The following is a 19751-nucleotide window of genomic DNA, read 5'->3' on the forward strand; positions in this document are numbered from 1 at the left end:
CCCGCTGCGCCCATGACCGGCACCCCACCGCTGGATCAGCTCTCCGAGTCCCAGACCCCTGAGCCCATTCTCCAGCAGCAGCCCGAGGCGGCAGGCCAGTCCGACGCCCACCAGGAGACCTTCCGCGAGCGCTTCGAGGCGCTGATGCCCACGATTCAGCGGGAGTGGCCCCAGGTGGCCCGCCAGACCCTGGAGGCCACCCGCGGCAGCTTTGACGAGGTGGCTGAGGTGATCTCCTCCCAGACCGGCCGTACCGCCACCGTGGTGCGGCGCCAGTTGCTGGAGCTGCTGGATGTGGCCGGCACCCAGACCGGCCGTCTGGCCGACAACCTGGCGCCCCTGGAGAAGCAGCTCGAAGGCCTGCTTGACGACCTCAACGACACCCTGCGGCCAAGGCTGGAGAAGCCGGTGCGGGAGCGCCCGCTGCTGGCGGTCGGCATCGCCGCCGGGGTGGGGGTGCTGGTGGGTCTGCTGCTCTCCTCCGGACGGCGTTCGGCATGACGGAGGAACAGTTCGGCGAGCGCGAGCGGCGCAACGGCGGAGCCCGCGTGGCCATGGGCCGCATCGGCTCGCTGATGACCTCGGTGATGGACCTGCACGTGCGCATCGCGCTGCAGGAGGCCGACAGCGAGAAGCGGCGCCTGATCACCGGGGCCCTGCTGCTCAGCGGCGGGCTCACCTTGATGCTGCTGTCGCTGATCGGGGCGGAGCTGGCGCTGCTGCTGTGGCTGCACGAAGGGCTGCGGCTCAGCTGGATCCACAGCGCCCTGGCCATGGCGGGCCTGAATGTGGTGCTGGCGGGGGTGTTCCTGCGCATCGGCGGCGGTCTGCTCAAGGGCCCCTACCTGCCCCAGACCACCGCCGGCCTCACCAAGACCACCCGGGCCCTGCTGGGCCGCTAGCGGATCGCGTAGTGCAGCCAGCGGCAGTCGATGCCGCCATTGCTGATCGGGATGCGGCGACTCGCCTTCATCTTCAGGGCCCCGGTGAGTTCGGGATTGCCGCTCAGCAGCCACAGATCCCAGCCGCTGCAACGCTCCTTGAGCATGCGGCCGAGATCGCCGTAAAGGCCTTCCAATGCATCGGTGTGGCCGAGACGCTCGCCGTAGGGGGGGTTGCACACCAGCACGCCGGGCTGCTCGGGGGGGATGAAGTCGCGGCAGTCGCCGCCGCTGAGGCGGATCCAGGGCGCCACCCCCGCGGCCTCGGCATTGTCTTGGGCCTGGGCCAGCACGGCGGGATCCTGCTCCAGGCCGAGCACCGGGGCCAGGGGCTGCTGATCCGCCAGGCAGGAGCGGGCCAGGGCGCTGGCGGCCCGCACCTCCTGTTGCCACAGGGCGCCCTGGGCATCGGGCCAGCGCTCCAGAGCGAAGGAGCGGGCCCCCTTGGGGCCGAGGCCCGGCGCCCGGCCCAGGGCCATCCGCACCGCTTCGATCAGGAGGGTGCCGCTGCCACAGAGCGGATCGGCCAGGGGGCGGCGGCCATCCCAGCCGGTGAGGGCGATCAGGCCGGCGGCCAGGTTTTCCTTCAGGGGCGCCAGGCCCACGGCGGCGCGGTAACCGCGGCGGTGCAGGCTGCTGCCGCTGCCATCCACGCTGAGGCTGGCCAGGCCGCCGCCGAGGTGCAGGTGCAGGCTGAGGTCCGGGGCCTCGAGATCGATCGAGGAGCGCTGGCCCCACTGCTGGCGCTGCAGGTCCACGAGGGCGTTCTTCACCTGCAGGGCGCTGTAGTGGCTGTGGTTCAGGCCCGGGGCGGTGCCGCTCACGTCCACGCGGAAGCTGGCGCTGGGGGGGAGCCAGGTGGCCCAGTCCACGGCGCGCTGCACCCCGTCGTAGAGGTCGTCACGGCCGTGGCAGGGAAAGCTGGCCAGCTGGCGCAGCAGCCGGAAGGGCAGCCGGGCCTGCAGGTGCAGGCGGTAGTAGCCGGCCAGGTCACTGCGGAAGCGCACGGCCCGCCGCAGGGGCGCCACGGCCCGGCAGCCGAGGGCGATCAGCTCCTCCGCGGCCGGGGCCTCCAGGCCGGGGGGCACCACTGCGATGCCCTCGATGCTGTCGCCCCCTGGTTCGGTGATGCCCACCTCTGCACCGGCGCTTGGGTGCTGCCACAATGGCTGAGTCCGGTTTCGGCCGGACTAGGTGGCTCACACCAGTGCTTCGGACAGCGGTTCGATTCCGCTCAGCTCCATTCCCGTTCAGGGTTCCGTCCCTGGGGCGGATCCATCAGGGGGCTGCAATGGTTTCGACGGGGTATAAGGAGGGTGACTGAAGCCTGCTCGGTAAGAGCAAACCCGTAACAGCGAACAACATCGTTCGTTTCTCCCGTCAGCCCGCCCCTGTGGCCGCCTGACATCTCTAAGGGAGATGGGGTGAGGTCAGCCTTATCACCCAAATGACCCATGGGGCCTGGAAGGGCCCCTTTTACGCGTCTGGGGCTGGGCTCCTGGCTGGCTCATTGGATTGGTGCCCGAACCTGACCATGGCCGAGACCTGGGACATCGCCTGATCAACGACTGTGGCCTAGGCCCGATCAGCAGGCCAGGCTGCTTTGCTCAGGTGTGTCGTGCCACCAGGTTGTTCCGGGTCGTTTCGTACGGTTTCGCACGCCAGCAGCGCCCGTTTACGGGCGAGGCCCCAGCGGTAGCCGCGCAGGGAGCCGTCACTGCCGATCACGCGGTGGCAGGGGATGGCCAGGGCGATCGGGTTGGCGCCGCAGGCCTGGGCCACGGCCCGCACCGCCTGGGGGGCGCCCAGCCGGCGGGCGAGCTCGGCGTAGCTCACGGTGCTGCCGGTGGGGATCAGGCCCAGCTCCTGCCAGACGCGCCGGCGGAAAGGCGTGCCGCGCAGATCGAGCGGTGGGAGCGCTGGGACGGCCTCTGCCGCCTGGGCCTCGGTGGTGGCAAGCACCCCGGCCAGCCAGGCCTCAAGCAGGGGATCGTCGGTGACTGCTTCGGCTCCGGGATGGTGCTGCAGCAGGTCCTGGGCGAGCAGCTCGGGGCCATCGCCCAGGGCGATGGCCAGAACGCCCCGCGGCGTGGCAGCCAGCAGGATCCAGCCCAGCCAGCAGGGCCGCAGGAGAAAGCGAACAGTGTCGGAGTCCATCTCGGGGCCCTGCGGCGGCGGGCACAACCAGTCACCACTCTGGTGGGGCGGATCGGCCCAGGCAGATTCAGCTTCAGAGTGGGGACTGGCTGCCCCTTACCGTCCCCTCTTCGGTACCACCGCTGTCTCCTGCGCCTCCTCTGATTCTCCACCATGCAGCCGAAGGTTTCTGCGAAGCAGTGATTGGAGCTGGATCTGGATGACAACCGTGAGCGCCGCGATTCATCATCTCCCCTGGGTCACGTCTCGGTTTCAGCCGCCTCGGCGCCGAAGCAATGGATCAGGGCATCGGCCCAGCTGTTGATCCCAGCCAGGGCATGATCCGGCGCTGCCGTGATGGCGCGGGCGTGCTCCCGCAGCAGCACCGTCTTGTCCACGGCATGGCCATGGGCCGCGGCGATCGTCACGATGTCATCCACGCCGGCGGCGGCATGCACCTGGCTGCGCAGATCGTCATCGGCGGCGATGCTGGCGCAGAAGGCCTTGAGCGAGGCTACGGACATGGGATCGGACGTGGGGAACCCCCTTCGTAGCAAACCGGGGCCAAGCTGGCCTGCGCTGGTGCCACCAGGTGCCCCATACGCCCCCGACAACTTTGGCACCGCCCAAACCTTGAGATCTCTGCCAAATCGATGATGGCACCCGAGTGGTGCTTCTTCGAACCTGACCCCCAGGGTGACACCAGCGGCCACTGATCGCCTGCATGGCAATCCTGGCCTCAAACTCGGGACTGTGGGTGCGGCGCTTGCTCAACTCCTGCGGAGAAGGCTGCGTCAGCCACAATGGCGGCCGCCTAGGCGCGGCCTCCAGAGCAGTTCCGAAACAGTGCCACCAGAACCCTGTGCCTGCGCTGCGGTAATTCAGGCTAGCAACGTGGTTATCGGCGCCGGCACGAATCCATACCGGCCCGCAGGCTGCCGAGCAGCGGTAGCTCCATCAGAGCAGCTCTCTGAGGGAAGGCAACTGCCGCTTCATTGCGGTATAGCCCTGGCGGATGATCGCATCGGCCTTGTGAAAGTCGAAGATGGCGAAGGCACCCATGCTGGGCTCCACCAGTAGTTCAGGAGCGTGCTCCTCCATGCGGCTGCGGGTGACCTGCTGCTCCATCACGTTGAGCGACAGTCCGATCACTTCAAAGATGTTCGGGCAGGGGTCCTGATCGGGGAACCACCGGTCCACCTTGCCCTGCAACGACTCCTGCATGTTGTCGTAACGGTCGCGCAGGCTGTTCAGGAACGACGCCTTGCGTCGCTTTGAGGCCTCGCTGCTGGTTCTCGGGGAGGGGCCAAGCTCGGTTTCTGACTCCTCTGCCTGGGTGTCCTTTTCGTCCTGGCCACCACCGCTGAATTGCGCGTCAGCGCTGGGGTCTCGGTGATTGAGATTCACCGCGATCACCACCTCGGCCCCCAGGTTCCTGGCCACATCCACCGGAACCGGGTTGACCAGACCCCCATCGGCGAGCACCCGGTCGCCGGCGCAGAACGGGGTGAAGATGCCGGGCACCGAAATGCTGGCCCGCACCGCATCCACCATCAGGCCAGTGCGGAGCTGCACTTCTTCTCCCTTGAGCAGATCGGTGGCCACACAGCAGAAGGGAATGGCTGAGTCTTCGATCCTCATTTCCTGCAGGTGTTCCGAGAGCAAATCAACAACCTTGTTGCCATCGAGCAGCCCAGAGGTGGGAATCACCATGTCGAAGTAGGCGAGCATGTCTTTCCAGCTCAGCTCCCGGATGAAGTCCTCCAGGTCATCCAGTTCGCCGGCGCAGTGGATCGCCCCGACAAGAGCACCGATGCTGGCGCCGGCGATCACATCGATCTTGATCCCCTCCTCCTCCAGGGCCCGCAGCACGCCGATGTGGGCCCAGCCCCTGGCTCCGCCGCTGCCCAGGGCAAGGCCGATGGTTTTCATGGGGATGTTGTCATCATTCAAGGCTGTGATCACCACCCAGGTGGAGCGCATGGTGATCGATCCACCCGGCCATAATACCTTCCCACCGCGATCAGGTCACCGAGAACAAAGGGGCGATCCCGGAAGATGGATGGTCGTGAAATCATGTTGGAGAGCGCATCTTTGGCCGCAATGCCAAAGCTGAGTCCGACAACTCCGAGGCTGGTGAGAATCGAGGTGATGTTCACGCCCATCCGGCCGAGAGCGGTGAGCCCCCCGATCGAAGGAATCACATCTTTCAGGATCATCAGCAGGACGTGACTGGCGGTCGAATCCAGACCGGCCTGCTCGATGGCCACACCGACGGCCTGCCGGGTCGCGCGCCAAACCAGCCAGGACTCCAGCAGCATGGCCAGGGCGGCGAGGCCCTTGGGCATCCAGGCGAGCGGCTGCCTCAGGTGGACCAGGATGGGACTGTCCTGCGCCAGGGCAGCCTGGATCGCGAACCATGTCCCTTGATCAGCTGAAGGCCTTTCTAGGCAGGGTGCAGGATGACGCTTCCCTGCGCCAGAGCGTGATGGCGGCGTCCACCGCCGACGACGTGGCCCAGATCGCCGCCGCCCTGGGCTACGAATTCTCCGGTGATGAGTTGTTGCGCATCTCCGGCCAGAAGGTGGGCCGGGTGACGGTGACCAAGCAGGACATCCCCGGCGAATACAACTGAAACGGCCCGCAGCTCCAGGACTCTCCCCCGTCACTCAGCGACGGTGACCACCATGGCTCACCGTGTCTAGGCTGGTATCACTCTGAGAAGGAGGCCCCATGGCCACCTGCGATGTCCTGAGCCCTTCTGCGGCGGTGCCCTCTGCGGAGGCCCTGCACCAGCTAAGGGATCTGCTGCAACACGACCCCGCCTTTGCCAAGGCCCTCGGCGCCACCGACTCCACCGAGGCGGCGGCGCAACTGGCCGCCGAACGCGGCGTTGCCGTGACCCCAGAAGCTCTCTGGCGCAACCGCGGCACCCTGGTACGTGGCGGACTGCCAACCTGGCGCGGCTGAAGCGCGGCGATCGTCCCCAACCCGGATGATCGCCCCGGCTGGGCCCCTGACGTGACCACCATCAGGGGTCCAGCTCTCGCTTGATGTGACGCACCATCACCTCGGTGCTCTCGCGGGGGTTTGGGCGGGGTGAGCTGTTCATGGGCTTCACTTTGCTCCCTGGGACAGACGAGCCGCTGGTTCATGATGGTCATGGCACAGCGCTCAGCAGGAAAGTTTCTGCGGAAGATCCATGATCAGTTCGGACGCTGTGTTCCGAACAGATCATGGAGTTTCAAGCAGGGAAAGCCCCCCTTTTCATTGAGGGCTAAACCTCAACAAGCTGGAGAGGTTTACTCGCGGCCGGCTTTGATGCCTTTTTTCACTTCTGCGATCGCCTCGTCGATCAACCCCATGGCCTTCTTGCGGTGGCCGTCTTTACCAGAGCTGGCCTTCTCCAGACTCTGCTTGGCCTCGTTCAGGCTGGCCAGTGCCGCCCTCATGTTGGGCTGATCAGCCTGGGCGGGTAGCGCCAGCATCAGGGCGGCAGCGGTGCTGATGCTGGCGGTCATGAAGGCGCCGATCGAGATCCGTTTCATGCTGACTGGTTCTTTCGTGGACAAGGAGGCAGGAATGCCAGGAGCCAATTTTACCAGGATCCAGTGATAGCTGTCCTGCCCCTGGCTGGAGCGTTTCATCCCAGAGAATGCCGTCCCTTCAGGGTTGGGCGGGTTCCTCGCATTCCACGGCGCGGGAGAGTTCAGCCCGCGCCTCCATCACCGGCTGGACCTTGACCTTGAGCTCGGCGGCCGCCTCCTCGAGGCTGGTGTCCTTGCTGCTGGCCAGCTGGGCCACCTCGGAGCGGAAGGTTTTCAGCTGCTCTTGAAAGGCTTTGGTGCGCAGCTCCTCAAGCTTCTGCTCCGAGGCTTCAAGGTTGGTGATGGCTGCGCCCAGGGCCATTTCAGCCTCCTTGGCCTCTCCCACCGTGGAGGCGGGGGTCAGCTGGGCCACGGTGCTGAGGGCTTGGCTGACCTCAGTGAGCTGAGCGCAGATCTTGGCTTCGGTCTTCTCCTTGCGGGCGGCCATGTCCTGCTGTTGGCATGCGGTGGTGGCAAGGGCAAGCAGGCAGGCCGCAGCAAGGAGGGAGGAGCGCATGGGATCGAAAATCGTTCATGGCGAACCTTAGCCCTGAGCGATGGAATGGTCTACCCGGCACTCTTGCCACGGCACTCGAGAAACAGCCAGGAACTAATTGGAATCCGCAGCAGGAGAAACGGTGATAGGTGTGTTATAGAAAATCGGGGAACTCCCCGGAGTCTGATCTATAAAGAGCTTGCGTCCAGTCTGTGTTGCATCCCAGGCCATGGGCGACAACTTCAGCGCATGGCCTGGGGAGATCCAGGAAAACCTGGCCTGTCTGCGGGGCAATGGTTCTCTGATCGCAGGCCATGATTGGATTGATGGGTGGCAAGCAGCTCGGCTTTTCTCACTAGGACCAGACGAACGCCAAGAAGCAGACCAATTGTGAGAAGTTCCTAGCTGAGATGGAGGCCGTTGTGCTCAAGGATTCCCTCATTAGATTGATCGAGCCCAACTACCCTAAGGCCAGCAAGAAGGGCGGCAGGCTCGCGTATCCACTGGCCACCATGAGGCCTGGATTCATGCCAAGGTGATGCTCCGGCCGGCCTCCTCCGAAGCGATGTGCTGCTTGTGGAGGCTCAGACGTGGGTGCTCATGCCACGCATCACCTGCCCCATGATCCGCACCCGTGCCCAGCGCGGCAGGGGAACCAGGCCGTAGACCAACAGCTTCGAGAGCGTGCCCGGCAGCACGGTGGTCTGGCGGCCAAGGGCATCGAGGATCGGCTGGGCAATGGCATCGGGATCCAGGGCCTTCCCCATCCGCATCCCGGCCCGTGACGCAAAGGCACTGTGGGTGGGTCCCGGCGCGGCAGCCAGGACATCCACGCCGCAGCGGCTGAGCTCCACTTGCAGGGCCTCGGCCAGGCCCTGCACATAGGCCTTGGTGGCCGCGTAATGGGCGGCGTAGGGCATGCCCTGAAATCCCACGATCGAGCTGAGCAGCACCAGGCCGCCACGGCCCTGCGCCCGGAAGCGGCCCCCGTAGTGGTGGCACATCTGCAGCACCGCCCGGCTGTTCACCATCAGCATCTCGGTTTCTTCGGTGATGTCGGCATCGAGGAAAGCGCCGGAGCTGCCGAAACCGGCGGCGGCCACCAGCAGGCCCACCTCCAGCGCCTCGGTGGCGCCCGCGAGCACGCCCAGATGGTCCTCCCGCGCCAGATCCAGGTCGATCACGCGCAGCTGGACGCCGTGGTGGGCGCTCAGATAAGTCGCAAAGGCATCAAGTGGCGCCCGACGACGGGCCACCAGCACCAGGTTCAGCCCCGCTTCCGCCAGGCGGCAGGCCAGGCCGCGGCCGATGCCGGAAGAGGCTCCGGTGACGACGGCCCAGGGGCCGTAGCGGGTGAGAAAACGCTGCTGGCGCCGTGAGTGGGCGGGTGTCATCGGCGAGAGCGCGCGGGTGGGAGGGATGGCGGCTTGCAATGTAAGCCATGATGATCATCATGCAATAGACCAAAAAAGGGGTTTGAGTCCCCCAGGAGCCTCCTCCTCAGGCCCCTTCAGCAGCTGGGCCAAGGGCCCGTGCGGCGGTGAGCAGGCGCTGGGCCAGGGCTGGGTCATCCACCAGGCGAGCGAGAACCACCGATCCCACCATCGCCGCTGCGAGCTGCAGCGCCGCATCGCTCGGCGCCGGGGACGGTTGGCGTGGCTTCAGCTTGCGCTCGATCGCCGCCAGCAAACCCCGGGCGGCCACCGCGAAAGCAGAACGAACAGCAGGCGACTGACGAGCCCCCTCGCTTCCCAGGGCCGCAATCACGCAGCCCAGCTCGGGGTGGTTGAGATGCTCAGGCGAGAGGTATTGGGCCAGGCTCTGCTCCAGTGAGAACGCCTCCCCTAGGGCCTCGTCGGCACTGGCGGCAGCTGCCGTACGGATGGCCTCGGCCACCAGGTCGTCGCGGTTGGCGAAATGGGAATAAAAGGCGCCATGGGTGAGGCCAGCACCTTTCATCAGTGCCGGGATGCCGATTCCCGAGAGCCCATGGCGTCGCAACTCTTTTGCCGCCGCATCAAGGATGCGCTCACGCACCGCTTGCTTGTGGCCTTCGGCATAGCGCATGACAGGCATCATGCCATGCCCCCAGGGCTTGCCAGGGCAGCCCGCCTACAGGACATGGCGCTGTTGGGATGGTCACAGACTCACAGCTGGACTGTTGACTCTGGGGACTTCTTTTCTGACGCAGGGGGGGCAGGAGTGATCAGAGCCCCGGCCGATTGCGGCTTCAGAAAGGCGATTACCTCATCGCACCAGTGGACCCATTCCTGCTCATAGAGGATGCCGCGGCGCAGGGTGAGGTAGCGGAACTGGCAAGCGGGGCTCGGGGCGTCCAGGGCCTGGAATTCCCTCTCCCGCTGCAGGTAGGTGTCCAGGTTCTGTTGATGGATGCCCCGGCGCCGCTCCAGTTCCTTGATCAGCACCGACCGGGGCATGTTGGCGCCACCGAGCACCCGCACCCCCAGGTCCTCCCGGATCGGGGTGGGTTCAGTGGGTGATCGGTTCCAGCGGTCGAGTTCCTCGCGGCCGCTGGCGGTGAGGGCGTACACCTTCTTGTCTGGCTTACCGGCCTGGGGCACCAGTTGATGACTCAGCCAACCCTTGGCTTCCATCGCGGCCAGTTCCCGGTAGATCTGCTGCTGGCTGGCTTTCCAGTAGCAGGCGATGGTTTCCTCAAACTGCTTGCTGATGGCGTAGCCGCTGGCGGGCTGCTCGCAGAGCACGGTGAGGATCGTATGGGCCAGAGCCATGGGGGTACGAGCGGCAGCGGTGCTGGGCCCTCTGATCTTGCTTCGAATTGTCCCTGGGCCAGGCTCGGGGGTGGGGGTGGCCCAGGAAGGCACTGTTGACCTAGTCAACTTATTGGGCATACACTTTCACGAATGCCCAACTTGTTGATTAGCAACGGGTTGGTCCTCTCCCTGCCGCACTTCCATGGCCACTGCACCCGGCGCCCTGCCTCCCCCCGGGTCCCCCGCGCCGACGCAGGGCCTGAGGCGCCTTGGCTTCGGCCTGCGCCGCTGGCAGCTTCCCCTCACCGCCGCCGCCACCGCCACCGCCGTTGGTCTGGCCCTGGCCCTCGCTCCCCGTCCCCGCCCGCCTCTGCCCAAGGCCCTGCCCGTGGCTGTGGTTATGGCGCAGCCGGTGAGCCGCTATCTCACCAGCCGGGAGTACACCGGCGAGGTGGTGGCTGGCCGCAGCAGCAGCCTCGGCTTTGAGCTCGCCGGCACCCTGGAGCAGGTGCTGGTGGAGGAGGGGGATCCGGTGGTGGCCGGCCAGCCCCTGGCCCGCCTCGATCGCCGCCGCCTGCAGGCCCAGCGCCAGCAGCTGCAGGCCCAGCAGCGCACCGCCCGCGCCGCCGTGCAGGAAGTGCGCCAGGAGCTCACCCTGGCGGAGCTGCAGCGGGAACGGCGCCGCAGGCTCCATGCCCAGGGAGCGATCTCCCGCGAGGACCTCGACCAGCAGATCTATGGCGCCGGGGCGCTGGTGAGCCGCCTGGCCCAGGCCGACAGCCAGGTCGATGAGTTCGGCGCCCGCCTGCGTCAGATCGATGTCGACCTGGCCCGCAGCGAGCTGGTGGCCCCCTTCGCCGCCACGGTGAGCCGGCGGCTGCTGGATGAGGGGATGGTGGTGAGCAGCGGCCAGGCCCTGCTCAACCTGGTGGAAGCCGCCCCCCGCGAGGTGCGGGTGGGGGTGCCGCCCGCCGTTGCGCAGGGCCTGCGGCTGGGTGAAACCCACCCCGTGAGCGTGGGCGATCGCCGCCTCAGCGCCACGATCAGCGCCGTGCTGCCCGAGCTCGATGCCGCCAGCCGCACGGTCACGGTGGTGCTGCGGTTGCCGGCCGAGGATCTGCCGGTGGGTGCGACGGCGCGCCTCAGCCTGGAGCGCAGCGAAGCGGGGGAGGGCTTCTGGCTTCCCACCGATGCGCTGGTGGCGGCGGAGCGGGGCCTGTGGTCGGTCTATGTGCTCTCGCCCGCACCGCCGCCGGACGCCAACACGCCACCGCAGGCACGGCAGGTGGCTCGCCGTGTGGTGGAGATGGTCCACACCGAGGGCGAACGCTCGCTGGTGCGCGGCACCCTGCGCCCCGGTGAGCAGGTGATCGCCAGCGGCACCCACCGCGTGGTGCCGGGCCAATGGGTGCAGGCGGCGCTGTGAGGCTCGATCTCTTTCATCGCAACCGCCAGCTGCTGCTGCTCACCCTGCTGCTGGTGGTGGTCTGGGGGGTGTCGTCGCTGCTGACGCTGCCGCGGCTGGAGGATCCGCTGCTCACCCAGCGCAATGCTCTGGTGATCACCGCACTGCCGGGCGCCACGCCGGAGCGGGTCGAATCGCTGCTCACGGAACCGCTGGAGGAGGCCCTGCTGGAGCTGGAGGCGGTGGACCATCTCGACTCCACCTCCTCTTCCGGCACCTCGGTGATCGCCGTGGCCCTGAAGGATTCGATCCGCGAGGTGGCGCCGGTGTGGAGCCAGGTGCGCGGCAAGCTCGACGATGCCACCCCGCTGCTGCCGCCGGAAGCCTCCAGGCCCGACTTCCGCGACGGCAACATCGGCGCCAGCGCCCTGATCGTGGGCCTCACCTGGGAGCTGCCCGGGCCCGCCAACCTGGGGCTGCTGGCCCGGCTGGCGGAGGATCTGCAAACCCGCCTGCGCGCCCTGCCCGGCACCGACAAGGTGGAGCTCAGCGGCGAGCCCACAGAGGAGATCCGGGTGGAGATCGGCGCCCGGGAGCTGGCCCGGCTCGGGCTCACGGCTCAAGGCCTCTCCGAACTGGTCGCCGCCAGCGACGCCAAGCAGGCCGCCGGGCAGGTGCAAGGTGGACGCAGCGCGCTGCCGCTTCAGCTGGATGGCGCCCTCGACTCCCTGGAGCGCATCCGCGCCATCCCCCTGCAGACCGGCGCCGATGGTGCCAGCGCCCGCCTCGGGCAGGTGGCGGCGGTGAGCCGCGGTGTGCGCGACCCGGCCAGCCGGCTGGCGCTGGTGCATGGCCATTCGGCGGTGGTGGTGTCAGCCACAGTGGCCTCCGGTGAGCGGGTCGACCGCTGGGCGCAGCTGGCGCGGCAGCAGCTGGCTGATGTGAACGCCACCCTGCCCGCCGGCCTCGGCCTGCACCCGTTGCTGGATCAGAGCCGGTATGTGGAGGAACGCCTCGACGGCGTGATCGGCAACCTGATCACCGCCGCGCTGCTGGTGGTGGCGGTGTCGGTGCTGATGCTCGGCGGCCGGGCGGCGCTGGTGGTGGGAGCGGCCCTGCCCCTCAGCGCCCTGATGGTGTTCGGCTGGATGCGGGTGCTGGCGATTCCCCTGCACCAGATGTCGGCCACTGGCCTGGTGATCGCCCTGGGGCTGCTGATCGACAACGCCATCGTGGTGGTCGATGAGGTGCAGCAACGTCTGCGCGGCGGCGCCTCCAGCGGCGCGGCGGTGCGGCAGTCGGTGGGCTACCTGCTGGTGCCGATGCTGGCCGCCACGCTCACCACGGTGCTGGCCTTCGTGCCGATCGCCTCGGCGCCGGGAGCCACGGGCGAATTCATCGGTGCGATCGGCCTGGTGGTGATCCTGGCGCTGGCCAGTTCCCTGGCCCTGTCGCTCACGGTGATCCCCGCCTTCTGCGCCCGGCTGCAGCATTGGCGGCCGTTGGGGATCGAGGCGCGCTGGTGGGAGCAGGGGGTGTCGCTGCCGGGGCTGACGCAGCGCTACAGCCACACCCTGCAGCAGGTGCTGCGGCGTCCCTGGCAGGGGGTGGCGTTGTCACTGGTGTTGCCGGTGATCGGCTTTGTGGTCTTCGGCAGCCTCGAGCAGCAGTTCTTTCCGCCGACCAACCGCGACCAGTTTCAGATCGAGATGCGCCTGCCGAGGCAGAGCTCCCTGGAGCGCAGCGAAACTCTGGCCCTGGCCGCCCGCCAGCGCCTGCGCGAGCATCCCGGCGTTGCTGATGTGCACTGGTTCCTGGGTGAGAGCGCGCCGGCGTTCTTCTACAACGTGGTGGCCTCCCAGGAGAACGCCCCCCATTACGCCCAGGGGCTGGTGCAGCTGCGCGGCACCGAGCGCCTGCGCGACACGATCCGCTCCATGCAGGAGAGCCTGGATGGGGCCTTCCCGGAAGCGCAGCTGCTGGTGAAGCAGCTGGAGCAGGGTCCACCGTTTGAGGCGCCGATCGAGCTGCGCCTGCAGGGCCCAGACCTCACCCAGCTGCGGCAGATCGGCGACGACCTGCGGCGCCGCCTGGCGCAGCTGCCGGCCGTGACCCACACCAGCGCCAGCCTCAGCGAAGCCCTGCCCCGGCTTGCTGTGGCAGTGGATGAACAGCAGGCCCAGCGCAGCGGCCTCGACAACTTGGCCATCGCCCGGCAGCTGCAGGCCGGCCTCGATGGCGCCGTGGGCGGTTCGATTCTGGAAGGCGTCACCAGCCTGCCGGTGAGGGTGCAGGTGGCCGAGGCCCAGCGGGGGAATCTCCAGCAGGTGGCCTCCCTCGATGTGGTGTCGCCCAGCAGCGGCGACACCGTGCCGCTTTCGGCCCTGGCCCGCCTGCGGCTGGAGCCCGAGCTGGCGGCCATCGATCGGCGTGACGGACAGCGCATCAACACGGTGCAGGCCTACCTGTCCGCCGGTTCCCTGCCCGAAGCGACGCTGGGCGGGTTCCGCAGGCAGCTGGAACAGGAGGGCTGGCAGCTGCCGGCCGGGATGAGCCTGGCCTACGGCGGTGAAGCCGACGCCCGCGGCGATGCGATCACCAACCTGCTCTCCGCCGTGGGGGTGCTGTTGATCCTGATCACCGCCACTCTGGTGCTGTCATTCCGCTCCTTCCGGCTGGCGGCTCTGATCGGCTCGGTGGCACTGCTCTCGGTGGGACTGGCGGCCCTGGCCCTGAAGCTCAGCGGCTCCCTGTTCGGATTCACCGCCATCCTGGGCACCCTCGCCCTGATCGGCCTGGCGATCAACGATTCGATCGTGGTGCTCAACGCCATCCGTACCGATCCGCTCGCCGCCAGCGGTGACCCCGACGCCACCACCGCCGTGGTGCTGCATGCCACCCGCCACGTGGTCGCCACCACCCTCACCACCGTCATCGGTTTTCTGCCGCTGATGCTTGATCCCACCGGCTTCTGGCCGCCGCTGGCGATCGCGGTGTCGGGCGGCCTGGTGGGCGCCACCGTGTTGGCACTGTTTTATGTGCCAGCTGCCCACAGGCTGCTCGCGTGGAACAGCACGGCAGAAGGCTCCTGAGCGGTGGGACTGGGTGGCATCAGGCCTTCCCCGTCTTGCCGCCTTCATCACCACCAGGGCAGCATTCAAGGGGATCGAGGAGAGTGGGCGCCTTTGACTTCCTACATTTTGCCACACGTTCCCATCGCTTGTGGCGCTGGTAAAAGGATGTGCAGAACAGCATTGCTGACCATGCCATCGTTGATCACCTGAAGAGTCTTTCTGACGCCCGGGCCGGTTCACATGCCGTTATTGAGCTTTGGAACAGCAAAGCAATCAGGTGCTGTGGATCTGTTGGTGTAGAGTTCAGGGCTGATAGTTTGCACCTGGCCATAGATCATTGATTTCATGGGCCTGATCTTGTGCACTAAAGCGTTCCCAGGTAATACCGTTCACGTCGGTATCCTTCGAGAATTCGAGTGCCGTAGAGTCTTCCCAGCCCAAATGCCTTAAAGTTCCTGCCTCGTGATCAGGGTCTTTTCGTACAGAAATGTTTAAAGATTCCGTTCGCCACAGTGCGTATTCGCCAGGAATGGTTGAGCATGGCTGAATCCCCAGGCGAGAAGAATAGTCAGCAATTGTTTCTTCTATTCTGTTTGTAGAAATGGCGATGTGAAATTTCTTCATGATTTTCCTGTTTTAACGCTGACCCTGAGTGGCAGGCAGAGAGCCAGAGGTGGCGCAGCAGATGAATGGAGGTGGCCTGTCCACTCGAGGGGCTTGTTGGCCGGCCCTCTTCGCTTAAGAAAGCAACTCTTCAAGTTCATCTCTTGTCTGCTCGACATCACGCAGAATCTTGGCCAGCAACCCAGGCCCCAGTGATTCACCCGAATGAACTGGGACAACAGTTGTCCGCCCATCAGCATGCCGGAGAAAATGATGGCTCCCCTTCACTCTCTGAACAAAGAAGCCGATTTTCTTGAGAGCATCAATTAGTGCTTTACCAGTAACGGCCGAGTACTTTGACACCTCTAAACCGTTACTCGCTGAACACCCACAAAATCAAGTTGCTCTACATCATCCTCTTGAACTTCTAGGCACAACTCAATAGCTTCCTTGATTCGGGCCATCAGCTCATCAAGAGAACGGGCCTGTGTGTGACAACCAGATAAAGAAGGCACGGTCGCTACGAAAAAGCCCTCTGAATCTTTCTCGACCAAGACATCGAACTGTCTTCCCATGAAACCCACCTGTCTGGCTTCACGCTAGCTCAAAACTTCCCCGTGCATGCGGCCCATCATTGGGACCGGCCAACGCTGCCACTGAGTGGCAGGCAGGGGGCTTTAGTTGGAGTAGCAGAGAGCAAATGGTGGCCCGTCCACTCGAGGGGTGTGTTAGGCCCGTAGACAAAGGTGATGGCTGCTTATCTCATCAAGCCATAAAGAGGCGATAATGATCGCGCAATGCTAAGATCTACAAACCAGGGCTTCTCTTTCTCGGGCCAATGAACATTGAAGCATCCATTGTAGATCAGCGTCTGACCGCCATCATCGATGACATAAGACAGCCCGCAGCTGAGCAGCTAAAGATATCAGATCCCACAAAGTTAAAATCACTTGCATTTGTTTATCTCTGTGTTAAGACTGTTCTGGATTTAGATGGTGACGAGACATTTGACTGCTTGACAGAGGGAGGTGGCGACTTTGGCGTCGACGCAATACACATCTCTGAAGAGTATGACGGAGAATTCACGGTCAGCCTTTTTCAAGCGAAATACAAGCACACCGACTTCTCTGGCAACTCTAACTTTCCTGAGTCAGGAATCAATAGCCTGGTCCGAGCCATACGCCTTTTGTTCAATCCTGCTGCCGAGCTTCAGCATATCAACCCACGCCTCTTAGCCAAAGTCGAAGAAGCGAGAAGCTTAATCCGGGATGGGTTTATCCCGCAGGTCAGATCCATCGCCTGCAATAATGGACTCACATGGAACTCTGCGACCGATGAGGTTATTAAATGCGCTTCTTTTGGTGATCAAGTCACTTGGGAGCACGTTAACCACACTTCTCTAGTGAGAATCCTACAGGCCTCAAAGCCTGTCACGGACTCACTACGTCTAAACGGCAAGGCGATTGTCGAAGACATGGACTTTAGCCGAGTATTAGTTGGACGTATCTCGGTCACGGAGATTGCAGGGCTGATTTCTCGCCATGGCGATCGGCTGCTAGAGCGGAACATTCGTAGATATCTTGGCATGCAGGGAAATAGGGTCAATGAAGCAATACGTCTAACACTGGAAACCCCCGAAAGAAGCAATTTTTATTTTTACAATAATGGCATCACGCTGACCTGCGACAAGTTCTCTTATAATGCATTACAAGAAGGTGACTATCAGGTCAAGGTTGAGAACCTTCAGATTATCAATGGTGGGCAGACTTGCATGACTATCTTTCAGACAATGAGGCAGGCAACCCTTTTCCCCGAGCCGAATGAAGCATATGTCTTGCTAAGGCTTTATCAACTCCCATCTGACAATGATGACTTAGTGCGAAAAATCACTTTCGCCACCAATAGTCAGAATCCAGTCGATCTTAGGGATCTTCGTGCAAATGATGAGGTTCAGAAAAGACTGGAAATGGATATCTCACAACTCGGATTTAGCTATCGACGGAAGAGGTCTGATTCTGGACTAAGGCCTTTAGACATCACTTCAGGTGTCGCTGCGGAGGCGATCTTGTCGGTTTGGCGACACCGTCCACACCAAGCCAAATTCTTTACACGTGAGCACTTTGGCAGACTCTATGGCGAGATCTTTTCGGCTTCCTTGAATGGCTCTCAGGTCATTCTTGCTGTTCAATTGTACCGTATTGCCGAGAACAGACGCAAACGACCAGAAGATGCAGATCCAGTTGTTGTGCGTTACGCATCGTGTTTTATTGCCATGCAAATGGGCCGTCGTCTTATCTACGATTTAGGTCTTATGGACGTGAACGGCATCAGTCACCTCAACTTCAAGGATGCCAATGATCTTATTTTGGCCAATGGCGATAGGTACTATTCATCCTCCCTTGGCGATATCCAGCAAGCGTTGTCTGATCTATATGGTGGCCAAGAAGTGTCTCTCCAGCAGCTTTCTGCTACATTTAGACGTGGAGACCTAATAGAAAGGCTGTTCAGAATCGAAGTGTCTGAGAATAAGGATTAGGATTTCTACTTTTGAATTTGCGGCAAGGGTTTCCGTGGGCATAACGCTGGCCATCACTAGGCCGCAAAGTGATCACGCCACTTGAATTAACCTTTGGGTGGCGGCTCTAGTGAATGGCTGTGTTAGGGGTCGGCGCAATACGCAAATACCATTTTAGATTCCTTGGTAGGCTAGACCTTCGGAAGATCACCAGCTAATACATGCGTCACGTGTCCGGTCATTTTGAGGTTCTTTGTCCCCCGTTCGGCACGAGCAAAAGCCTCAGGTCCATAGCAGCATACCCTTAGGTCCGGCTCTAATCGCTTGCGACTCATGTAAAGCAGCATGTTGGCGCTGTCCTCTGGTCCTAGTTCACGCCCGATCATTAACACCTGGCTGACTGCAAAAGAGAATCTCTGCGGCTGACCATCGAAGGCCCTGTTGTGATACGAATCATATTCCATCGGATCAGCGAGTACAAACAGAGGGAATTTCGCATTGCAACGACCAACCCGAACGCCATCGACAGCGAGTTCCATGGTCGTAGTCAGATCATCTTCAATGAAAAGTGTGGCATGTAGAAGCCTGGCCTCAGACCAATCAATCAGTCGATCGCAATCAACACGCGCCCATGCGCCCTGTAGGCCGCACACAAAAAAGCTGGGCATCAATCGAGAGTTTAACGCCAAGCTGATTCGCATGTCACTTCCCGCGTACTGAGAGTCAAACAGGTAGTTAACGTCCCGAATAGATCCGGGCTCTTGAGCAGGAATTACTATCAACGCATAGATTTCAAAGTCCACAACTGACTTCAGTAACTGACGACCAGCAGCAAGAGTGGCTTCCCCAATCTGCACCAACAAGGTGGCGAGTGGACGCATACTCATTAAATTCAGAGTCATCAAAGCAGCAAAGTCTTCTGGAATGGCACTAGAGTAGTGAGCCCCGCCGGCCTTATTTGCGTACCACTCAATGACCTTTCGCGAAGAGTATTTAGTATTTCGAAAGAGGATGAGAGACTCATCAAGAAACTCGGGCAGGGGCATCTCTCGCTGTGCTGGGAACTGACGTTCCAGTGTTACAGGAAACCCGGCGACATGAAGTTCAAGATCCTTGCGGAGAGCCTCTGGGAACGCAGGATCATCAACACCGGGCATGCAATGAATCGAGAGTGTCTTGCCTAGTTTCTCTGCTACATCAATTAGGAGAGGAACCTCACCCCTACGACGTTCCGCGACGAGGGCTCTTAATTGTCCGGAAAGAACCGCAAGGTAACGTGCTTCTCCTTCTTGAAGTCTCTGAATTGAGTCAGCTATTAGTTGCAAGCCCTGGATCAGTTCCAGAGTCCGAACTGCAAACGGCTTGCCGAGTTCTCGATAAGGTCTACGCATGTTCATACTCCGAACGCCTAACGCTCACCATCACCTGGCCGCAAATAGTATCGACCAACAGGCACTTTCTTGCGGTGGCGGCCCAGGTGCATGGTGATGTTAGGCCTCGCGTCTGGCTTGTGCTTAGTGAGTTCTGGGCTACTTATAGCCAGCGTCGAAGGAGTGCACCCATCCTTCTGTAGGCGTGCTTGATTGAACCCGAACCCGAAAACGTACAAACTCTTGGTTCCCTATGGGCTGCTTTCGGATCTCAAGTACTTCAGCCTTTGTCCCGTTATTCACTCTTGCGATAATATTGCCATCATTCCAGCTTCCATATTCATTTGAGACTGCGACGTAATCTGAGTAAGCATTCTTCAGGGTTACGATCTCTGAGTTGGCTGGCTGTTGCTTCTTGGGAGAAAAGTAAAGCTCCCCTAGCTCAGTTGTTATCGACTTGCTCTCGTTGCTGGTGGCGCTTTCCCATTTACCCCCAGGTGCATACACAGCCCTGCCAACAGTGAACATTCCTTCCGTTGGGTCGCCAGGCCTGTATGCGAAGATCATTGTTGCGTTGGCATTTGTCTTATCTGAAACCTCGCGGGCCGCTCTCTCTAGCGTTGCGATTACTTCCTTTCGAGCTCGGCCTTCTGGAATAACAATCTTCGCAGATACCCGCTTGGCAGCAGGAATGCTGGAATCCTCCGGGGCGCCGACCATTGTGTATGAAGAATCTTGGCTGGAGCATGCCGATAACACCGCCAGCAATAGGGCTGCAAAGAGCACTTTCATTCGCAACCGCAAAGACCTATTGATGACCATGCCGAGAAAGCTGTCGCACGTATGAGAGTAGCTGGTTTCCAATGGGAGTTCAGCGCAGGCCTAACGC

Annotated in this window: 22 protein-coding genes and 1 pseudogene; 8 read left to right on the forward strand and 15 right to left on the reverse strand. The window is 62.8% G+C overall.

The window, feature by feature from the left end; translation table 11 throughout:
• Window positions 1-12 precede the first annotated feature (12 nt).
• Window positions 13-501 (forward strand): glycine zipper domain-containing protein, encoded by a 489-nt coding sequence (locus ACWJIO_RS04195; RefSeq protein ID WP_480311624.1) that lies wholly within the window; start codon window positions 13-15, stop codon window positions 499-501.
• A complete protein-coding gene (locus ACWJIO_RS04200) occupies window positions 498-902 on the forward strand; it encodes a phage holin family protein (RefSeq protein ID WP_193914308.1) in 405 nt (134 codons plus the stop codon). Before ACWJIO_RS04195 ends, ACWJIO_RS04200 begins: the two co-directional genes overlap by 4 nt.
• On the opposite strand, the gene ACWJIO_RS04205 is transcribed toward ACWJIO_RS04200, so the two are convergent.
• From ACWJIO_RS04205 to ACWJIO_RS04225, 5 genes are all read right to left on the reverse strand, one after another.
• Complete coding sequence (locus ACWJIO_RS04205) at window positions 899-2077, reverse strand: THUMP domain-containing class I SAM-dependent RNA methyltransferase (protein ID WP_480311626.1); 1179 nt, start codon at window positions 2075-2077, stop codon at window positions 899-901. The two genes, ACWJIO_RS04200 and ACWJIO_RS04205, sit on opposite strands and share 4 nt — an antisense overlap.
• Window positions 2078-2516: 439 nt before the next feature.
• A complete protein-coding gene (locus ACWJIO_RS04210) occupies window positions 2517-3098 on the reverse strand; it encodes a methylated-DNA--[protein]-cysteine S-methyltransferase (RefSeq protein WP_480311628.1) in 582 nt (193 codons plus the stop codon).
• A gap of 239 nt (window positions 3099-3337) precedes the next feature.
• On the reverse strand, window positions 3338-3601 hold the full coding sequence (locus ACWJIO_RS04215; RefSeq protein ID WP_186698608.1) for a Nif11-like leader peptide family natural product precursor: 264 nt from the start codon (window positions 3599-3601) through the stop codon (window positions 3338-3340).
• Between the two features lie 433 nt (window positions 3602-4034).
• Window positions 4035-5060: a patatin family protein gene (locus tag ACWJIO_RS04220; protein ID WP_480311631.1), complete on the reverse strand. Its 1026-nt coding sequence runs from the start codon at window positions 5058-5060 to the stop codon at window positions 4035-4037.
• Window positions 5039-5425 (reverse strand): hypothetical protein, encoded by a 387-nt coding sequence (locus ACWJIO_RS04225; protein WP_480311632.1) that lies wholly within the window; start codon window positions 5423-5425, stop codon window positions 5039-5041. Before ACWJIO_RS04225 ends, ACWJIO_RS04220 begins: the two co-directional genes overlap by 22 nt.
• A 71-nt stretch (window positions 5426-5496) precedes the next feature.
• Between ACWJIO_RS04225 and ACWJIO_RS04230 the strand changes: the two genes are divergently transcribed.
• The gene (locus ACWJIO_RS04230) at window positions 5497-5712 is read left to right on the forward strand and encodes a Nif11-like leader peptide family natural product precursor (protein WP_480311633.1); all 216 of its coding nucleotides are present in this window, start codon (window positions 5497-5499) and stop codon (window positions 5710-5712) included.
• A 98-nt stretch (window positions 5713-5810) separates the two neighbouring features.
• Window positions 5811-6047 carry a Nif11-like leader peptide family natural product precursor gene (locus ACWJIO_RS04235; protein ID WP_480311634.1) on the forward strand — a complete coding sequence of 79 codons (237 nt, stop codon included), beginning with the start codon at window positions 5811-5813 and terminating at the stop codon, window positions 6045-6047.
• A 332-nt stretch (window positions 6048-6379) separates the two neighbouring features.
• Here the strand turns inward: ACWJIO_RS04235 and ACWJIO_RS04240 are convergent, their stop codons facing one another.
• Together ACWJIO_RS04240 and ACWJIO_RS04245 are read right to left on the reverse strand one after the other, a co-directional pair.
• Window positions 6380-6724 carry a hypothetical protein gene (locus tag ACWJIO_RS04240; protein WP_480311635.1) on the reverse strand — a complete coding sequence of 115 codons (345 nt, stop codon included), beginning with the start codon at window positions 6722-6724 and terminating at the stop codon, window positions 6380-6382.
• A 19-nt stretch (window positions 6725-6743) separates the two neighbouring features.
• Window positions 6744-7181 (reverse strand): hypothetical protein, encoded by a 438-nt coding sequence (locus tag ACWJIO_RS04245; RefSeq protein WP_480311636.1) that lies wholly within the window; start codon window positions 7179-7181, stop codon window positions 6744-6746.
• A 305-nt stretch (window positions 7182-7486) separates the two neighbouring features.
• On the opposite strand from ACWJIO_RS04245, the pseudogene ACWJIO_RS04250 reads away from it, so the two are divergent.
• A pseudogene (locus tag ACWJIO_RS04250) lies at window positions 7487-7675 on the forward strand (IS5/IS1182 family transposase); the annotation flags it as partial.
• Between the two features lie 69 nt (window positions 7676-7744).
• On the opposite strand, the gene ACWJIO_RS04255 reads toward ACWJIO_RS04250, so the two are convergent.
• From ACWJIO_RS04255 to ACWJIO_RS04265, 3 genes are all read right to left on the reverse strand, one after another.
• The gene (locus ACWJIO_RS04255; protein WP_480311637.1) at window positions 7745-8554 is read right to left on the reverse strand and encodes an SDR family NAD(P)-dependent oxidoreductase; all 810 of its coding nucleotides are present in this window, start codon (window positions 8552-8554) and stop codon (window positions 7745-7747) included.
• A 106-nt stretch (window positions 8555-8660) separates the two neighbouring features.
• A complete protein-coding gene (locus ACWJIO_RS04260) occupies window positions 8661-9236 on the reverse strand; it encodes a TetR/AcrR family transcriptional regulator (RefSeq protein ID WP_480311638.1) in 576 nt (191 codons plus the stop codon).
• Between the two features lie 71 nt (window positions 9237-9307).
• Window positions 9308-9913: a PadR family transcriptional regulator gene (locus ACWJIO_RS04265; protein WP_480311639.1), complete on the reverse strand. Its 606-nt coding sequence runs from the start codon at window positions 9911-9913 to the stop codon at window positions 9308-9310.
• 184 nt (window positions 9914-10097) lie between these two features.
• Between ACWJIO_RS04265 and ACWJIO_RS04270 the strand changes: the two genes are divergently transcribed.
• Both ACWJIO_RS04270 and ACWJIO_RS04275 read left to right on the forward strand, forming a co-directional pair.
• Complete coding sequence (locus ACWJIO_RS04270) at window positions 10098-11321, forward strand: efflux RND transporter periplasmic adaptor subunit (RefSeq protein WP_480311640.1); 1224 nt, start codon at window positions 10098-10100, stop codon at window positions 11319-11321.
• Window positions 11318-14392: an efflux RND transporter permease subunit gene (locus ACWJIO_RS04275; RefSeq protein WP_480311641.1), complete on the forward strand. Its 3075-nt coding sequence runs from the start codon at window positions 11318-11320 to the stop codon at window positions 14390-14392. The genes ACWJIO_RS04270 and ACWJIO_RS04275 overlap by 4 nt, the downstream gene beginning before the upstream one ends.
• 285 nt (window positions 14393-14677) lie before the next feature.
• Here the strand turns inward: ACWJIO_RS04275 and ACWJIO_RS04280 are convergent, their stop codons facing one another.
• The 3 genes from ACWJIO_RS04280 to ACWJIO_RS04290 all read right to left on the reverse strand — a co-directional run bounded on the left by ACWJIO_RS04280 (window position 14678) and on the right by ACWJIO_RS04290 (window position 15552).
• Window positions 14678-14998 carry a VOC family protein gene (locus tag ACWJIO_RS04280; RefSeq protein ID WP_480311642.1) on the reverse strand — a complete coding sequence of 107 codons (321 nt, stop codon included), beginning with the start codon at window positions 14996-14998 and terminating at the stop codon, window positions 14678-14680.
• 114 nt (window positions 14999-15112) lie between these two features.
• Window positions 15113-15340: a type II toxin-antitoxin system HicA family toxin gene (locus ACWJIO_RS04285; protein WP_480311643.1), complete on the reverse strand. Its 228-nt coding sequence runs from the start codon at window positions 15338-15340 to the stop codon at window positions 15113-15115.
• A 2-nt stretch (window positions 15341-15342) separates the two neighbouring features.
• Complete coding sequence (locus ACWJIO_RS04290; RefSeq protein WP_480311644.1) at window positions 15343-15552, reverse strand: type II toxin-antitoxin system HicB family antitoxin; 210 nt, start codon at window positions 15550-15552, stop codon at window positions 15343-15345.
• Window positions 15553-15815: 263 nt separating this feature from the next.
• Between ACWJIO_RS04290 and ACWJIO_RS04295 the strand changes: the two genes are divergently transcribed.
• The gene (locus tag ACWJIO_RS04295; protein WP_480311645.1) at window positions 15816-17513 is read left to right on the forward strand and encodes an AIPR family protein; all 1698 of its coding nucleotides are present in this window, start codon (window positions 15816-15818) and stop codon (window positions 17511-17513) included.
• A gap of 170 nt (window positions 17514-17683) precedes the next feature.
• Here the strand turns inward: ACWJIO_RS04295 and ACWJIO_RS04300 are convergent, their stop codons facing one another.
• Both ACWJIO_RS04300 and ACWJIO_RS04305 read right to left on the reverse strand, forming a co-directional pair.
• Window positions 17684-18889, reverse strand: a complete 1206-nt coding sequence (locus tag ACWJIO_RS04300) for a hypothetical protein (protein WP_480311646.1) — start codon at window positions 18887-18889, stop codon at window positions 17684-17686.
• Window positions 18890-19021: 132 nt separating this feature from the next.
• Window positions 19022-19582 carry a hypothetical protein gene (locus tag ACWJIO_RS04305; protein ID WP_480311647.1) on the reverse strand — a complete coding sequence of 187 codons (561 nt, stop codon included), beginning with the start codon at window positions 19580-19582 and terminating at the stop codon, window positions 19022-19024.
• Window positions 19583-19751: the final 169 nt, after the last annotated feature.

This window comes from Paraciimarium castrense LEGE 11436 (assembly GCF_056633055.1).

What these genes read in the sequence shown, in the direction of transcription:
- ACWJIO_RS04260 (WP_480311638.1), bottom strand. Translation starts at nt 9,236, where the DNA reads ATGCCTGTCATGCGCTATGCCGAAGGCCACAAGCAAGCGGTGCGTGAG.
- ACWJIO_RS04210 (WP_480311628.1), bottom strand. Translation starts at nt 3,098, where the DNA reads ATGGACTCCGACACTGTTCGCTTTCTCCTGCGGCCCTGCTGGCTGGGC.
- ACWJIO_RS04200 (WP_193914308.1), top strand. Translation starts at nt 498, where the DNA reads ATGACGGAGGAACAGTTCGGCGAGCGCGAGCGGCGCAACGGCGGAGCC.
- ACWJIO_RS04295 (WP_480311645.1), top strand. Translation starts at nt 15,816, where the DNA reads ATGAACATTGAAGCATCCATTGTAGATCAGCGTCTGACCGCCATCATC.
- ACWJIO_RS04300 (WP_480311646.1), bottom strand. Translation starts at nt 18,889, where the DNA reads ATGAACATGCGTAGACCTTATCGAGAACTCGGCAAGCCGTTTGCAGTT.
- ACWJIO_RS04225 (WP_480311632.1), bottom strand. Translation starts at nt 5,425, where the DNA reads ATGCCCAAGGGCCTCGCCGCCCTGGCCATGCTGCTGGAGTCCTGGCTG.
- ACWJIO_RS04195 (WP_480311624.1), top strand. Translation starts at nt 13, where the DNA reads ATGACCGGCACCCCACCGCTGGATCAGCTCTCCGAGTCCCAGACCCCT.
- ACWJIO_RS04265 (WP_480311639.1), bottom strand. Translation starts at nt 9,913, where the DNA reads ATGGCTCTGGCCCATACGATCCTCACCGTGCTCTGCGAGCAGCCCGCC.
- ACWJIO_RS04240 (WP_480311635.1), bottom strand. Translation starts at nt 6,724, where the DNA reads ATGAAACGCTCCAGCCAGGGGCAGGACAGCTATCACTGGATCCTGGTA.
- ACWJIO_RS04230 (WP_480311633.1), top strand. Translation starts at nt 5,497, where the DNA reads ATGTCCCTTGATCAGCTGAAGGCCTTTCTAGGCAGGGTGCAGGATGAC.
- ACWJIO_RS04245 (WP_480311636.1), bottom strand. Translation starts at nt 7,181, where the DNA reads ATGCGCTCCTCCCTCCTTGCTGCGGCCTGCCTGCTTGCCCTTGCCACC.
- ACWJIO_RS04305 (WP_480311647.1), bottom strand. Translation starts at nt 19,582, where the DNA reads ATGGTCGGCGCCCCGGAGGATTCCAGCATTCCTGCTGCCAAGCGGGTA.
- ACWJIO_RS04215 (WP_186698608.1), bottom strand. Translation starts at nt 3,601, where the DNA reads ATGTCCGTAGCCTCGCTCAAGGCCTTCTGCGCCAGCATCGCCGCCGAT.
- ACWJIO_RS04255 (WP_480311637.1), bottom strand. Translation starts at nt 8,554, where the DNA reads ATGACACCCGCCCACTCACGGCGCCAGCAGCGTTTTCTCACCCGCTAC.
- ACWJIO_RS04280 (WP_480311642.1), bottom strand. Translation starts at nt 14,998, where the DNA reads ATGAAGAAATTTCACATCGCCATTTCTACAAACAGAATAGAAGAAACA.
- ACWJIO_RS04220 (WP_480311631.1), bottom strand. Translation starts at nt 5,060, where the DNA reads ATGCGCTCCACCTGGGTGGTGATCACAGCCTTGAATGATGACAACATC.
- ACWJIO_RS04290 (WP_480311644.1), bottom strand. Translation starts at nt 15,552, where the DNA reads ATGGGAAGACAGTTCGATGTCTTGGTCGAGAAAGATTCAGAGGGCTTT.
- ACWJIO_RS04235 (WP_480311634.1), top strand. Translation starts at nt 5,811, where the DNA reads ATGGCCACCTGCGATGTCCTGAGCCCTTCTGCGGCGGTGCCCTCTGCG.
- ACWJIO_RS04270 (WP_480311640.1), top strand. Translation starts at nt 10,098, where the DNA reads ATGGCCACTGCACCCGGCGCCCTGCCTCCCCCCGGGTCCCCCGCGCCG.